Source organism: Novosphingobium sp. HNCC26DJ243, assembly GCF_057180545.1.
Genome location: NZ_JBXUGN010000001.1, coordinates 1,189,843 through 1,203,821 on the forward strand (window position 1 = coordinate 1,189,843; position 13,979 = coordinate 1,203,821).

The window sequence follows — 13,979 nt, forward strand, 5'->3', positions numbered from 1 at the left end:
TGCACGCAAACGAAAAAGGCCCGCCACTCCATTGGAATGGCGGGCCTTTTTCGTAAGCTCAGCGTGCGATCAGAAATCGAACTGCGCGCGCATGCCCAGAACGTCGGCGGAGTAGTTGCGGTCCGTGCCGGCAGCCACTGCAGCATCGTCGATCCACAGGTGGCCATAGTTCACGATGAACCGCACGTAGTCGGTTGGCACCCACAGCAGCGAGGCACCCGCGATCTGCTGGCGACCGCCGATTACGCCCCCACCTGCACCGTCAACGTCGTTGAGATCGAGCCAGTCGTAGCGCACGTTTACCTGAACCGCGCCGATACCGCCCTTGTCCACGCCGTTCTTCGGCTTGATGCGGTTCCACGCGCCGTCGGCAAGCCGATAGGGCAGCGTATCACCCTTGGTGAGGAACATGCCGACTTCGGCATAACCGCCATTGAAGGTCGGGTCTGCAAGCGCGCCGGGGCGGTTGGCCTTCAGCCACTGGGTTTCTGCAGCCACGTGCAGCGGGCCACCCGTCCAGGCGAGCTCGGCGCCATAAGTCGTTTCCGAAACCGCGCCGAACGCCTTGGTGTCCACAAACCGCAGGTCGGTGGTGTGGGTGAACGGACGGGCACGATAGCGGACCGTCGCATAGCCGTCGTTGAGGTCATGGAAGTGGGCCGAACCGCCAACATGGAGCTGGCCACCGAATGCCTTGGGCTGCAGCGCAAAGCGGCCGTCGATCGAATAGCTGTTGTTGCTGTCGGTGTTGAGGTCGGCGGCGTTGTCGGTGAAGGCACCCGCCTGCACCATGACCATGCCCTTCTGGTACTGCGCCGAAAGACCGACGCGACGTTCCAGACCGAATGCCGTGTTGAACGCGGCACGCTCCATGAAGCTAGTGAGCAGGTCCGAGGTCATGTCCTCCATCGAACCGAACGGCTTGTGCTGGCCGAGCGTGATGGTGACGTTCTTGATGCCGTTGTAGGTCAGGTAAAGGTCGGTCAGGTCCACCGCGCTGTTGGCGAAGTCCGCCTCGATGCGATAGCCGAAGTTACCCGGAATGGTGCCATCGGCGCCAAGGTAGGCGCGGCGGAACTCGGTGCCGATGCCGAGGCTCTTGCTGCCGATCGCGCCGGGGGCCTGTACGGTCGCGGTGTCGATTTGCAGACGGCCACGCGGCTTGAAGCTCCACTTGCCCGCCTTGGGGTTCTTGGGATCGACCGGAGCTTCGATGCGGGGCGCACCGTCCCAGGTGATCGCGACAGGGGTCTTGGCCGTGACCGATGCTGCGGGAATCGCGGCAACTGCCGTGGCGGTCGCGTCGGTCTTGGCCCTGGCTTCGGCCAATTGGCCCTGCAGCAGTTCGATCTGCGATTGCATGGCCTGCATTGCCTGCATCTGGCTTTGCATCTGGGCCTGCATCTGCTGCAGCTGCGCCTGCATGGCGGCCAGTTCGGCGTTGCTGCTGGCGGCATGCGCAGGGGCAACCCATCCGGCACCGCAGGCCAGCGCCACGGCAGAAACGCGCGCAGAGACGCATAGGGCAAGCTTCATCGAGAAATCCCTTCGATCGATCCAATCGGATCATGGCCCATTATTGCTGATTCGTTACAGTTTGTTGACGGTGGTCTGTCTGTAATGTCGCGAAGACGCAAACCGTGGTTGCGGTTGCCTTGGCGCAACTCCCGTGGCATCGCTGCGCGCCATGTTAAGCGTGCGGTTAGCTGCACGATCGGAGAGTCGATCCATGAGCATTTCCTTCGAAGGCCGCGTTGCCATCGTCACGGGTGCAGGCGGCGGGCTTGGCCGCGCTTATGCGCTCGAACTCGCCCGCCGGGGGGCGAAGGTCGTGGTCAACGATCTGGGCGGCGCGCGCGATGGCACCGGCCATTCCGACGCCGCTCTGAAGGTGGTCGAGGAAATCGAGGCCATGGGCGGCGAGGCAATGTCGAACGGCGGCTCGGTCAGCGAATACGATCAGATGGTCGAGATGGTCGCACGCGCCAAGGAACGCTGGGGTGGCGTCCACGTGCTGATCAACAATGCCGGCATCCTGCGCGACAAGAGCTTCACCAAGATGGACCCGGCCGATTTCGAGATGGTCGTGCGCGTCCACCTCATCGGCTCGGCTTTCGCCACCAAGGCCTGCTGGGACACGATGCGCGAGCAGAACTACGGCCGCATCCTGATGACGGCGTCGTCCACCGGTCTGTTCGGAAACTTCGGGCAGGCCAACTACGGCGCGGCCAAGCTCGGCCTCGCCGGGCTCACCAAGACGCTCTACCTCGAAGGCGCGAAGAACAACATCAAGGTCAACACGCTGGCCCCGGTCGCCGCCACGCGCATGACCGAGGACATCTTCCCCGAAGAGGCCTTCAAGTTGTTCGGCCCTGAGAACGTGGTGCCCGCAGCGCTGTTTCTTGTGTCAGAGAATAGTCCCACCAACGCCATCGTCGGCGCGGGCGGCGGCGCATACCACGGCGCATGGGTCACGATGAACAAGGGCGTACTACTGGCTCCCGGCGAACGCACCGTGGAAGGCTTTGCGGCCAAATGGGACAAGATCAGCGACCGCACCGGCGATTTCGCGCCCCAGTCTGGCGCGGAGCAGAGTCAGGTAATCATCGGCCAGTTGCAGGCGGCGATGAAGGGCTAGGCGGCGTGGACAAATTCCGGTGAGCGCTGCTGCGTTCAGTCAGGGTCATTACGCTTAGCCGCTTTGACTGCCCAGCGCACGAGAAGGCCGACCCCGATGGCGACAATCGCGGTGGGCAGTAGGACTTGGGTTAGAAAGCCCTTCTTGCACGCGGTGTCCGGTGCGCAGTCGCCCAATGCATCGGCGAGTAGGAGGAACATGAAGACGGGCACGCCCAAGATGGCGGAGGCTATGCATCCCCAACGGCCTTCGACCGTCGCCCCACCTTTATATCCGCCGTCGCTCATTGGCATTGGATAGCCCAATGCCCTGTCAACGCAAAGAAGCCCGTCCATCTGGATGCAAGAACCCGATTGACGCGTGCCGGTGACATTGATTCAAGGCTGCTTTTTGGGAGGCAGGTTTGAGCCGGGGCGATCTGACTGAGACGGAATGGCGCGTTTTGAAGGGATTGTTGCCCATCGAGCCTGAGAGCCGTGGTCGAGGCAGGCCGCCTGAGCAGAACCGCTCAATCATCAACGGCATTTTGTGGCGGCTCCGCTGTGGCGCTCCGTGGCGCGACGTGCCGCCCAAATATGGCAGCTGGAACACCATCTATCGGCGGTTCCGGCGATGGAGCGAAGCCGGGGTCTGGGAAACAGTTGCCGTGACACTCGCAGAAGTCATGGCGGACAGCGGCCACTACAGCATCGATAGCACCACCGTTCGCGCCCATGTGTCGGCAGCGGGCGGAAAAGGGGGACTCATCGACGCGCTCTTGGCCGCTCGCGGGGCGGGTTCACCAGTAAGCTTCACTGTCTGGCCGATGCCCTCGGAAGACCACTCGCCTTCCATCTGACCGTCGGCGAAGCGGCTGACTGCAAAGCCTATTACGCCCTGATCGACCTGCCCGAGCGAGCACCCGACGCTTTGCTCGCCGATAAGGGCTATGATGCCGGCGCAATCCGTGCCGACCTTGCAAAACGGAATATCGAGGCCGTCATTCCTGGCCGGGCAAACCGTCGCTTAAAGATCAAACATGACGGGGCGCTCTACAAGCAGCGCAACCGGATCGAGCGCATGTTCGGCCATCTCAAGATCAACCGCGCCATCGCTACCCGCTACGACCAGCTCGCCAACAGCTTCCTCGGCATGGTCCATATCGCGACCGCCAGATATTGGCTCAAATTTGTCCACGCCGCCTAAGCCAGCTTCAGTACGACCACGATGCCGCCTTTGGGCTGGTTGGAGCCCGTTGTCGTTCTGACGGCATCCGCCCGCGCGCGCGCCAATATTTCTGGTGCCACATCGGCATCATGCATCACTACATCCGCCTGCCCCAACAACCGCGCGGCACGTAATGTCAGATCTTCGGGGTCGTTCGAGGTCAGCGTAATCTCGAACCGCCCGGACTGGCCTTCCGCGCCTGATGCCAGCCAGTCGCCTACACGCCCTTCGCTGCCCGCGCGGAACAGGTCGAGGTCCCCGCCCTCGTCCAGTGCCGCATCGAGGGCACGGCGGCGATCGGCCACCGAGGACCAGCGCTTGCGCATCCCCTCGCGCGCTTCTTCGAGTGCGCTGGCAAGCGCGCCGAGGCCTTGCGGCAGCATCCGCTCCAGCCGCAGGCGCAGGATCTTGGCGAGGCCTGCAGAGGCCCCTCCCGTGCCAACCGCGATCAGCACCGGGTCGCGGTCCAAAATCGAGGGCGTGGTGAAATCGCACAGTTCGGGCCGGTCGACCACGTTGACCAGCAGGCCTGCGCAGCGCAGCCGGATTGCGTCGCCTTCGGCCATCGCGGGATTGTCGTGCGCGATGAACGCAAGGCGCGCGCCGTCGTCGACCCCCGCATTGATGTCGCGGTAGATCACGCCGCCCGCGCGCTCGATCAGGCGTTGCTTGGCCTCGGCGGCATCCCCCTCGCCCAGCAGGATCACCGGCTGGCCCGCGATACGGTGGAAGAGGGGGAGGCTGTGCATGGTCATGGGGTTGTGCGCACGTCCTTCGACAGGCTCAGGACGAACGTGGCCGGGTCTGATCTTCCCTCCCAAACCCGCTCGTGCTGAGCTTGTCGAAGCATGTTTTTCACGCAAGCCACTCCGGCACGCGCTCTGCCGCCAAAATCGTCGCAGGATCGATGCGATCAGCCACCACGGCCCACTTGCCTCCATCCACCATGACTTCGGGCACGAGGGGCCGTGAATTGTAGGTGTTGGCCATCGTCGCGCCATAGGCCCCCGCCGTGCGGAACACGGCGAGATCGCCGCGCCCGACCTTGTCGATGGTCCGCGCCATGGCGAAGGTGTCCGAGCTTTCGCAGATCGGGCCGACGATGTTGGCGGTGAACGTATCGCCATTCGGCTCAACAGCGGCGAAATCGTGCCAGGCATCGTAGAGCGCAGGCCGCGCCAGATCGTTCATCGCGGCATCGACCACGACCCATGGATTGCCCGCACCTTCCTTTACGCGCACGACTTCCGTTACCAGTACGCCGGTATTGCCGGTGATCACGCGGCCCGGCTCGAACATCAGCGTCACGTCCCAGTCCGATGTCACGCGCGCGACCATGGCGGCATATTCGGCGGGCTGCGGGAAGACTTCGCCGGCCTTGTAGGGCACGCCGACACCGCCGCCGAGATCCATGTGGGTCACCGCATGGCCACCAGTGCGAATTGCCTGCATCAATCCACCGACCTTGGTGAAGGCAGCTTCCAGCGGATCGAGTGACGACAGCTGGCTGCCGATGTGCAGCGCGAGGCCGCGCATGTTCAATCCGGGCGTCTCGGCAAGCCGCGCATAGATCGCCGCTGCCCGGTCGAACGGCACGCCAAACTTGTTCTCGGCCTTGCCGGTCGAGATCTTGCCGTGGGTTCCGGCATCGACGTCCGGGTTTACGCGCAGGGCTGCAGAGGCGAACTTGCCCATCGACGCGGCGATCTCGGCAAGCTCCAGGCCTTCTTCCTCGCTTTCGAGGTTGAACTGGCCGATCCCGGCTTCGAGCCCGCGGCGCATCTCGGCTGCGGTCTTGCCGACGCCCGAGAACACGATGCCCTGCGGGTCCATGCCTGCGGCCAGCGCGCGTTCCATCTCGCCGCCCGACACAACATCGGCGCCGTAACCTTCGGCCGCCAGCACCTTGAGCACGGCAAGGTTTGGGTTGGACTTGACCGCGAATGCGATCTTCACGGCGGGCAGAATGCCCAGCGCATCGCGGAACACGCGGGCGTGGCGGGTCAGCGTTGCGCGCGAATAGACGTAGACGGGCGTGCCGACTTCGGCGGCAATCACCGGCAGGGCGACATCTTCGGCATGGAGCACGCCGTTCGAAAGTTCAAAATGATCCATTGGAAATTCTCAAGTCTCAGGGGGCAGGTCGAAAGGATCGTCTTCGCGATCCTGCGAGCGGCGACGCGGCTCGACATTGCGCGCAGGGGCTGCCTGCGCGGGGCTTTTGAGCAGATCGTCCGCACCCGGTTGCACCTCGCGGCCATAGGGGATGGGCGGCGGCGTCTGGTCGGGCGCCAGCTTCAGCTCGGCCCGGTTGCCGCAAGCCCCGAGGGCGAGAGCGACAAGGGTTGCCAGCAAAGATGTGCGCAGAACGCTCAAGCCGATTCCTCCAGCCCCAGCGCCACACGCGCCTGGGCCACGCGCTTCCTTACCTCGTCCGGCGCAGTTCCGCCATGGCTGCAACGCGCCGCCACGCTCGCCTCGACCGATAGCGCGGCATAGACGCGCTCGTCGATGCGTTCGTCGATCGCCTTGAGGTCTTCGATCGAAAGCTGGTCGAGCGCGATCCCGCGCGATTCGGCAAGCTTTACCGCAGACCCGGTGATGTGGTGCGCCTCGCGGAACGGGATATTCGCCTGCCGCACCAGCCAGTCGGCAAGATCGGTGGCGGTGGCATAGCCAAGTTCGGCGGCAGCGCGCATGCGAACAGTGCGGAACGTCGCCTCGGCCACCATCCCGGTCATCGCCGCGATGGACAGCGCGAGCAGCGAGGCAGCTTCGAACACCGGCGGCTTGTCGTCCTGCATGTCCTTCGAATAGGCGAGCGGCAGGCCCTTCATCGTGATCATCAGCGCGGTCAGGCAGCCGACGATCCGCCCCGAATGGCCGCGCACCAGTTCGGCGGCGTCGGGATTCTTCTTCTGCGGCATGATCGAACTGCCGGTCGAAAGGCTGTCGGGCAGCGTGACGAAACCGAAGGGCTGGCTTGCCCAGATGATGAACTCCTCGGCCAGCCGCGAAAGGTGCAGCGAGCATTGAGCTGCGGCCATAAGGAAATCGAGCGCGAAATCGCGGTCGGACACCGAATCGAGACTGTTGTCGGTCGGCCCGTCAAAGCCTAGCGCCTCTGCAGTGCGAAATCGGTCGATCGGGAACCCGGTTCCTGCCAGCGCCGCTGCACCCAGCGGGCTGCGGTTCATCCGCACCCGCGCATCGGCAAAGCGCGAGCGGTCCCGCCCGATCATCTCGTAATAGGCCATCAAATGGTGGCCGAGCGTGACCGGCTGAGCGGTCTGCAGATGGGTGAAGCCCGGCATGATCGAATCGGCGTGCTCACCAGCGCGGCCCACCAGCGCCAACTGAAGCTGCTTCAGTCCGAGTTCGGCCTGATCCATGGCTTCGCGCACCCACAGGCGGAAGTCGGTCGCCACCTGATCGTTGCGGCTGCGCGCGGTGTGCAGGCGCCCGGCCACAGGGCCGATGAGTTCGGCAAGGCGGCTCTCGGTGGTCATGTGAATGTCTTCGAGGTCCCAGTTCTCGGGCACCCCGTTGGCTTCATACTCGGCAGCAACCTTGTCGAGTCCCTGCGCGATCAAGGCCGCATCCTCGGCCGAAACGATGCCTTGGACGCCGAGCATGTCGACATGGGCCTTTGACGCGGCGATATCTTGCCGCCACAGCGCCTTGTCGAAGGGAATCGAGGCGTTAATTTCGCGCATGATGGCCGAAGGGCCGCCTGCGAAGCGTCCGCCCCACATCTGGTTGGAGCCTGAATTGCCGCTCATATCCGTCCGCCCGTCCTCAATGTCGCCCAAGTTGCTGCTTCTGGTCGCGGCCCTCGCCGTCGCGGGGTGCGATAGGCAAGCTGAGCCCGACTCGCAACCGCAGAGCAGCGCGACCCCTACGGAAAGCGCAAGCCAGGGCGAATTCAACGGCACGCTCGATATCGCCAACCGTGGTGCGCAGATGCCCGACTTCACCGTGGCCGACCCATCGGGCAAGACGCTCAAGCTGCGCGACCTCAGGGGCACGCCGGTTCTGGTGAACCTCTGGGCCACATGGTGCGGCCCCTGCGTCCTCGAGATGCCGATGCTCGACAAGCTGGCGGCAGATAGCGCAGGCAAGCTTCGCGTGCTGACGGTTTCGCAGGATATGGCCGGGAACGACAAGGTGGCGCAGTTTTTCGCCGGAAAGAAGTTCGCGCGCCTCGAACCCTGGCTCGACCCAGACAACAATCTCGGCTTCCACTATGAAACCGGCGTGCTGCCAACGACCGTGCTCTATGATGCGCAAGGCAAGGAAGTCTGGCGCATGATCGGCGCGCACGACTGGTCGGGTCCGCGCACCACCGCGATGCTGGCCGATACCTTGGGGCAGTAGCGCCAAACATCATTTGACATATCGGTCCGCGCCACTAGAGCGACCGGCGGGCCACGCGGTCCCAACGCCGCGCGTGCTCTCTGTAAGGAGAGACTACATGTCTGCTACGATTCCGGCTCGCAAGCCTGCGCGCCCGTTCTTCTCATCCGGTCCCTGCGCCAAGCCGCCCGGATACGCCCCCGAAAAACTCGCCACCGAATCGCTGGGCCGGTCACACCGCGCCAAGATCGGCAAGTCGCGCCTTGCGTATTGCATCGACCTGATGCGCGAAGTGCTGCAACTGCCCGATACGCACCGCATCGGCATCGTTCCGGGGTCCGATACGGGCGCTTTCGAAATGGCGATGTGGACGATGCTGGGTGCCCGCCCGGTCACCACGCTGGCCTGGGAATCGTTCGGTGAAGGTTGGGTCACCGATGCGGTCAAGCAGCTCAAGCTCGAACCGACCGTCATGCGCGCCGACTATGGCCAGATCCCCGATCTGAACGCGATCGACTGGTCGAACGACGTGCTGTTCACCTGGAACGGCACGACCTCGGGCGTCCGCGTTCCGAACGCCGATTTCATCCCCGAGACCCGCGAAGGCCTCAGCTTTGCTGACGCCACCTCGGCGGTTTTCGCCTATGATATCGACTGGTCGAAGATCGACGTCGCCACCTTCTCCTGGCAGAAGGTTTTGGGCGGCGAAGGCGGCCACGGCGTGCTGATCCTTGGCCCCCGCGCGGTCGAACGGCTTGAAACCTACACGCCCGCTTGGCCGCTGCCCAAGGTGTTCCGCCTCGTGTCCAAGGGCAAGCTCGCCGAAGGCGTGTTCAAGGGCGAGACGATCAACACCCCTTCGATGCTCGCGGTCGAAGACGCGATCTTCGCGCTTGAATGGGCCAAAGGTCTTGGCGGTCTCGAAGGCCTGAAGGCGCGCAGCGATGCAAACGCCGCGGCGCTCGACAAGATCGTTGAAGAGCGTTCGTGGCTTTCGCACTTGTGCGCCGATGAAGCCACCCGGTCGAAGACCTCGGTGTGTCTCTCGGTCGAAGGCGCGGATGCAGACTTCATCAAGAAGTTTGCCGCCCTGCTCGAAAAGGCCGAAGCCGCCTACGACGTTGCCGGATACCGCGATGCCCCGGCGGGCCTGCGCATCTGGTGCGGAGCCACCGTCAACGCCGAGGACATTGCTGACCTCGGCCCGTGGCTCGACTGGGCCTACGAGACGACCAAGGCCGAACTGGCTACGGCTTAAACCACATCGCTTGGCATCACTCCGAAGCATTGGGGTGATGCCAACGCCTCCCATAAATCGACTGTCACCCTGAACTTGTTTCGGGGTCCATCCCTCCCCAAGCACCGACACTTCATGTCGAGGGATGGATGCTGAAACGAGTTCAGCATGACGAACGCTTTTGCATCGGACTGGATCGAAACATGACCAAGCCCAAGGTTCTCATTTCCGACAAGATGGACCCCAACGCCGCCCGCATCTTCACCGAGATGGGCTGCGACGTTGACGTGATCACCGGCGAAACCCCCGAACAGCTGATCGCCCGCATCGGCGAATACGATGGCCTTGCCATCCGTTCGTCCACCAAGGTGACCAAGGAAATCCTCGCCGCCGCCACCAACCTCAAGGTCATCGGCCGCGCCGGCATCGGTGTCGACAATGTCGATATTCCGGCGGCCTCGGCGCAGGGCGTCGTGGTGATGAACACCCCGTTCGGAAACTCGATCACCACTGCCGAACACGCGATCGCGCTGATGTTCGCGCTCGCTCGCCAGATTCCCGAAGCCAACGCGCAGACGCAGGCAGGCACCTGGCCGAAGAACGGCTTCATGGGCGTCGAAGTCACCGGCAAGACGCTCGGCCTGATCGGCGCGGGCAACATCGGCTCGATCGTCGCATCGCGCGCGCTCGGCCTGCGCATGAAGGTCGTTGCCTTCGATCCGTTCCTGACGCCCGAGCGCGCCATCGAGATGGGCGTGGAGAAGGCCGATCTGGATACGCTGCTGGCCAAGGCAGACTTCATCACGCTGCACACGCCGCTGACCGACCAGACTCGCAACATCCTCAGCCGTGAAAACCTCGCCAAGACCAAGAAGGGCGTGCGCATCGTCAACTGTGCGCGCGGTGGCTTGATCGATGAAGCCGCGCTCAAGGAAGCGCTGGATTCGGGCCAGGTCGCAGGCGCCGCGCTCGACGTGTTCGAAGTGGAGCCCGCCAAGGCATCGCCACTGTTCGGCACGCCCAACTTCATCTGCACCCCGCACCTCGGTGCATCGACCAACGAAGCGCAGGTCAACGTCGCGCTGCAGGTGGCTGAACAGATGGCCGACTACCTTGTCAGCGGCGGGGTGACCAACGCGCTCAACATGCCTTCGCTTTCGGCAGAAGAAGCTCCCAAGCTCAAGCCCTACATGGCGCTGGCGGAAAAGCTGGGCAGCCTCGTCGGCCAACTGGCGCACGACAACCTCACCAAGATCTCGATCGAGGTCGAAGGTGCGGCAGCCCAGCTCAACCAGAAGCCGATCACCGCTGCAGTGCTCGCAGGCTTGATGAAGCAGTATTCGCAGACCGTGAACATGGTCAACGCGCCGTTCCTCGCCAAGGAGCGCGGGCTCGACGTGCGCGAAGTGCGCCATGATCGCGAAGGCGAATACCGCACGCTGGTGCGCGTCACCGTCGGCACCAGCCAAGGCGAACGCTCGGTCGCGGGCACGCTGTTCGGCAACGGCCAGCCGCGTCTGGTCGAAATCTTCGGCATCGGCATCGAAGCCGATCTCGATGGCGACATGCTTTACATCGTCAACACCGACGCTCCCGGCTTCATCGGCCGTATCGGCACGCTGCTGGGTGAAAACAGCATCAACATCGGCACCTTCCATCTGGGCCGCCGTGATGCCGGTGGTGAAGCGGTGCTGCTGCTCTCGCTCGACAACCCGGTTCCGCAAGACGTGCTCAAGGCCGCCTGCGACATTCAGGGCGTCCGCGTGGTCAAGGCGCTGAAGTTCTGATCTTCGGCATCTGACGAACAAGTCGAGGGGCGGGTGCAGCGATGTGCCCGCCCTTCGCGTTTATGCAGTGCCGTTCATCGACATGGCCCTAACTTCCCGCTAAGCGCCCGCGCATGAGCGACGTCGATTCCGATCTGCTGCCTGAGGGCCTCGAAGACCGCCTGCCGCGCGATGCGGCCACGGCAACGCGCGTGATGCGCGCGATCCACGGCACGATGCACGGCCACGGCTATGACCGGGTCATGCCGCCTTCGATCGAATACGAGCGCAGCTTTGCCGCGCGCATGGCCGGTATCCAGTCGCGCCGCATGTTCCGCTTTGTCGACCCGTCCAGCCTGCGGATGATGGCGCTGCGCAGCGACTACACGCCGCAGATCGGCCGCCTTGCCGAGACGCGCCTTGCCGAAGCCCCGCGCCCGTTGCGCCTGTGTTATGCCGGGCAAGTGGTGACGATCAAGGCAGACGGCCTCGATCCTTCGCGCGAAAAGCTGCAGTGCGGCGCCGAACTCGTCGGTGCTGACAATGTCGCCGCCGCCGCCGAAGTCGTGGCACTCGCCATTGAGGCGCTGCAAGCCGCTGGCGCCACCGGCGTCAGCGTCGATTTCACCCTGCCCGATCTGGTCGATACGCTCGCCGTCAAGGCGCTGCCGCTCGATCCGGACAAGGTCGAAGCCGTCCGTCGCGAACTCGACACCAAGGATGCTGGCGGCCTGCGCGATGTAGGCGGAGAAGCCTACGTGCCGCTGCTCTATGCCACCGGCGAATTCGACAGCGCGATCGAGAAGCTCGCCGCGATCGACGCAGGCGGTGCGCTCGCCAGCCGCATCAGGGCCTTGCGCGAAATCGCTGCCAGCCTCGGCGGCGTTGCGCGCCTGACGCTCGACCCGAGCGAACGCCATGGCTTCGAATACCAGACCTGGTTCGGCTTCACGCTTTATGCCGAGGGCGTGCGCGGCATCGTCGGACGCGGCGGCACCTACCGGATCGCCGGCAGCGGGGCGGGCGAAGTCGCGACTGGCTTCTCGCTTTACCCCGATGCCCTGATCGATCTCCTGTCCGCCAGCGAACCCGCCGAAGACCGGGTGTTTCTGCCGCTGGGCCACGATCGCGACGAAGCTGCGCGGCTTCGCTCGATCGGATGGCGCACGGTTGCTGCGCTCAGTGAAATGGACAGCGCCGCAACACTGGGCTGCACTCACGTGCTCGGCGCGGATGGGCCGCACCAGATCTGACGCGAAAACCAGTCGCGCACTTGACTTCGCGCCCCTTACGCCCCTAGGGCGCGGCTCGAAATCCGGGGCCTTTCGTCCCGCTCATCCATCCCGTTTCGCCGAGTCCTGTCGAAGGGCGTCTTGAGGATCCAGCCGCTTGGCGTTGAGGGGGCAGGCTGGAGGAGTATATCCATGGCCAATGTAACCGTGATCGGTGCCCAGTGGGGCGATGAGGGCAAGGGCAAGATCGTCGACTGGCTCGCCAGCCGCGCCGATGCCGTGGTCCGCTTCCAGGGCGGGCACAACGCGGGCCATACGCTCGTCGTGGGCGAGCAGGTCTACAAGCTTTCGCTGCTGCCCTCGGGCATTGTCACCGGCACGCTTTCGATTATCGGCAATGGCGTGGTGCTCGATCCCTGGGCCCTGAAGGCAGAGATCGAGAAGCTGTCCGGCCAGGGCGTTGTCATCAACGCCGAGAACTTCGCGATTGCCGACAATTGCCCGCTGATCCTGCCGCTTCACCGCGATCTCGATGGTCTGCGCGAAACGGCTGCCGGCGCGGGCAAGATCGGCACCACCGGTCGCGGCATCGGCCCTGCCTATGAAGACAAGGTCGGCCGTCGCGCGATCCGCGTTTGCGACCTCGCCCACCTTGATGCGCTCGATTCGCAGCTGGATCGGCTCTGCGCCCACCACGATGCCCTGCGCGCGGGCTTCGGCCAGCCGCCGGTCGATCGCGAAGCCCTGATCAACGAACTGCGGGAAATCGCGCCTTACGTCCTCCAGTTCGCGCAGCCGGTGTGGAAGCGCCTCAACCAGGTGCGCAAGGCCGGTGCCCGCATCCTGTTCGAAGGCGCACAGGGCGTCCTGCTCGATGTCGACCACGGCACCTATCCCTTCGTCACATCGTCGAACACCGTCTCGGGCACCGCTGCCTCGGGCTCGGGCCTTGGTCCCAATGCCACCGGCTTCGTGCTCGGCATCGTCAAGGCCTACACCACCCGCGTCGGCTCCGGACCCTTCCCCACCGAACTTGAGAACGAGACGGGTCAGCGTCTGGGCGAGCGCGGCCACGAATTCGGCACCGTCACCGGTCGCAAGCGCCGCTGCGGCTGGTTCGATGCCGTGCTGGTGCGGCAGTCCTGCGCCATTTCGGGCGTGACCGGCATCGCGCTGACCAAGGTCGACGTGCTCGATGGTCTGGAAAAGGTGAAGATCTGCACCGGCTACCGTCTGCGCGGAAAGGTGCTCGACTATTTCCCCAGCCACGCTGCAGATCAGGCCGAGGTCGAGCCGATCTACGAGGAAATGGACGGCTGGGCCGGCACGACCGCCGGGGCGCGCTCGTGGGCTGATCTGCCCGCGCAGGCGATCAAGTACATCCAGCGCGTGCAGGAACTGATCGAGACCCCGGTGGCACTGGTTTCGACCAGTCCCGAGCGCGAGGACACCATCCTCGTTCGCGATCCCTTCGTCGACTGACAGCCTGCTGGCCCGCTCCTCTTGCCGAGGGCGGGTTGGGATCTGCAGCATTGTGGCCTAAA

At 64.3% G+C, this 13,979-nt stretch carries 12 protein-coding genes; 7 read left to right on the top strand and 5 right to left on the bottom strand.

Going from position 1 to position 13,979, the window contains the following annotated elements; translation table 11 throughout:
* Positions 1-69 precede the first annotated feature (69 nt).
* Complete coding sequence (locus tag AC2A04_RS05740) at positions 70-1,536, bottom strand: OprO/OprP family phosphate-selective porin (protein ID WP_484211326.1); 1,467 nt, start codon at positions 1,534-1,536, stop codon at positions 70-72.
* Between the two features lie 193 nt (positions 1,537-1,729).
* Here AC2A04_RS05740 and AC2A04_RS05745 point away from each other — a divergent pair, with 193 nt between their 5' ends.
* Together AC2A04_RS05745 and AC2A04_RS05750 are read left to right on the top strand one after the other, a co-directional pair.
* Positions 1,730-2,638 carry an SDR family NAD(P)-dependent oxidoreductase gene (locus AC2A04_RS05745; protein WP_484211327.1) on the top strand — a complete coding sequence of 303 codons (909 nt, stop codon included), beginning with the start codon at positions 1,730-1,732 and terminating at the stop codon, positions 2,636-2,638.
* A 403-nt stretch (positions 2,639-3,041) separates the two neighbouring features.
* Positions 3,042-3,823 (top strand): IS5 family transposase gene (locus AC2A04_RS05750; RefSeq protein ID WP_484211328.1). Its coding sequence is split into 2 segments (ribosomal slippage): positions 3,042-3,366 and positions 3,366-3,823, totalling 783 coding nucleotides; the frame shifts between segments, so codons are not numbered across the junction.
* Here AC2A04_RS05750 and AC2A04_RS05755 read toward each other — a convergent pair.
* The 4 genes from AC2A04_RS05755 to argH all read right to left on the bottom strand — a co-directional run bounded on the left by AC2A04_RS05755 (position 3,820) and on the right by argH (position 7,626).
* Entirely contained in the window at positions 3,820-4,593 is a 774-nt protein-coding gene (locus AC2A04_RS05755; RefSeq protein WP_484211693.1) for a precorrin-2 dehydrogenase/sirohydrochlorin ferrochelatase family protein, read from the bottom strand. The two genes, AC2A04_RS05750 and AC2A04_RS05755, sit on opposite strands and share 4 nt — an antisense overlap.
* A gap of 106 nt (positions 4,594-4,699) precedes the next feature.
* Positions 4,700-5,959, bottom strand: coding sequence for a diaminopimelate decarboxylase (gene lysA / locus AC2A04_RS05760; protein ID WP_484211329.1), 1,260 nt, complete (start codon positions 5,957-5,959; stop codon positions 4,700-4,702).
* Between the two features lie 9 nt (positions 5,960-5,968).
* On the bottom strand, positions 5,969-6,220 hold the full coding sequence (locus tag AC2A04_RS05765) for a hypothetical protein (protein ID WP_484211330.1): 252 nt from the start codon (positions 6,218-6,220) through the stop codon (positions 5,969-5,971).
* Entirely contained in the window at positions 6,217-7,626 is a 1,410-nt protein-coding gene (gene argH / locus AC2A04_RS05770) for an argininosuccinate lyase (protein ID WP_484211331.1), read from the bottom strand. The genes AC2A04_RS05765 and argH overlap by 4 nt, the downstream gene beginning before the upstream one ends.
* A gap of 19 nt (positions 7,627-7,645) precedes the next feature.
* Between argH and AC2A04_RS05775 the strand changes: the two genes are divergently transcribed.
* The 5 genes from AC2A04_RS05775 to AC2A04_RS05795 all read left to right on the top strand — a co-directional run bounded on the left by AC2A04_RS05775 (position 7,646) and on the right by AC2A04_RS05795 (position 13,917).
* Positions 7,646-8,221, top strand: coding sequence for a TlpA family protein disulfide reductase (locus AC2A04_RS05775; protein ID WP_484211332.1), 576 nt, complete (start codon positions 7,646-7,648; stop codon positions 8,219-8,221).
* A 97-nt stretch (positions 8,222-8,318) separates the two neighbouring features.
* Positions 8,319-9,458 carry a phosphoserine transaminase gene (locus AC2A04_RS05780; protein ID WP_484211333.1) on the top strand — a complete coding sequence of 380 codons (1,140 nt, stop codon included), beginning with the start codon at positions 8,319-8,321 and terminating at the stop codon, positions 9,456-9,458.
* Between the two features lie 182 nt (positions 9,459-9,640).
* Positions 9,641-11,224, top strand: coding sequence for a phosphoglycerate dehydrogenase (gene serA / locus AC2A04_RS05785; protein WP_484211334.1), 1,584 nt, complete (start codon positions 9,641-9,643; stop codon positions 11,222-11,224).
* Positions 11,225-11,337: 113 nt separating this feature from the next.
* Complete coding sequence (locus AC2A04_RS05790) at positions 11,338-12,456, top strand: ATP phosphoribosyltransferase regulatory subunit (RefSeq protein ID WP_484211335.1); 1,119 nt, start codon at positions 11,338-11,340, stop codon at positions 12,454-12,456.
* A gap of 171 nt (positions 12,457-12,627) precedes the next feature.
* Positions 12,628-13,917 carry an adenylosuccinate synthase gene (locus AC2A04_RS05795; RefSeq protein WP_484211336.1) on the top strand — a complete coding sequence of 430 codons (1,290 nt, stop codon included), beginning with the start codon at positions 12,628-12,630 and terminating at the stop codon, positions 13,915-13,917.
* Positions 13,918-13,979 lie beyond the last annotated feature (62 nt).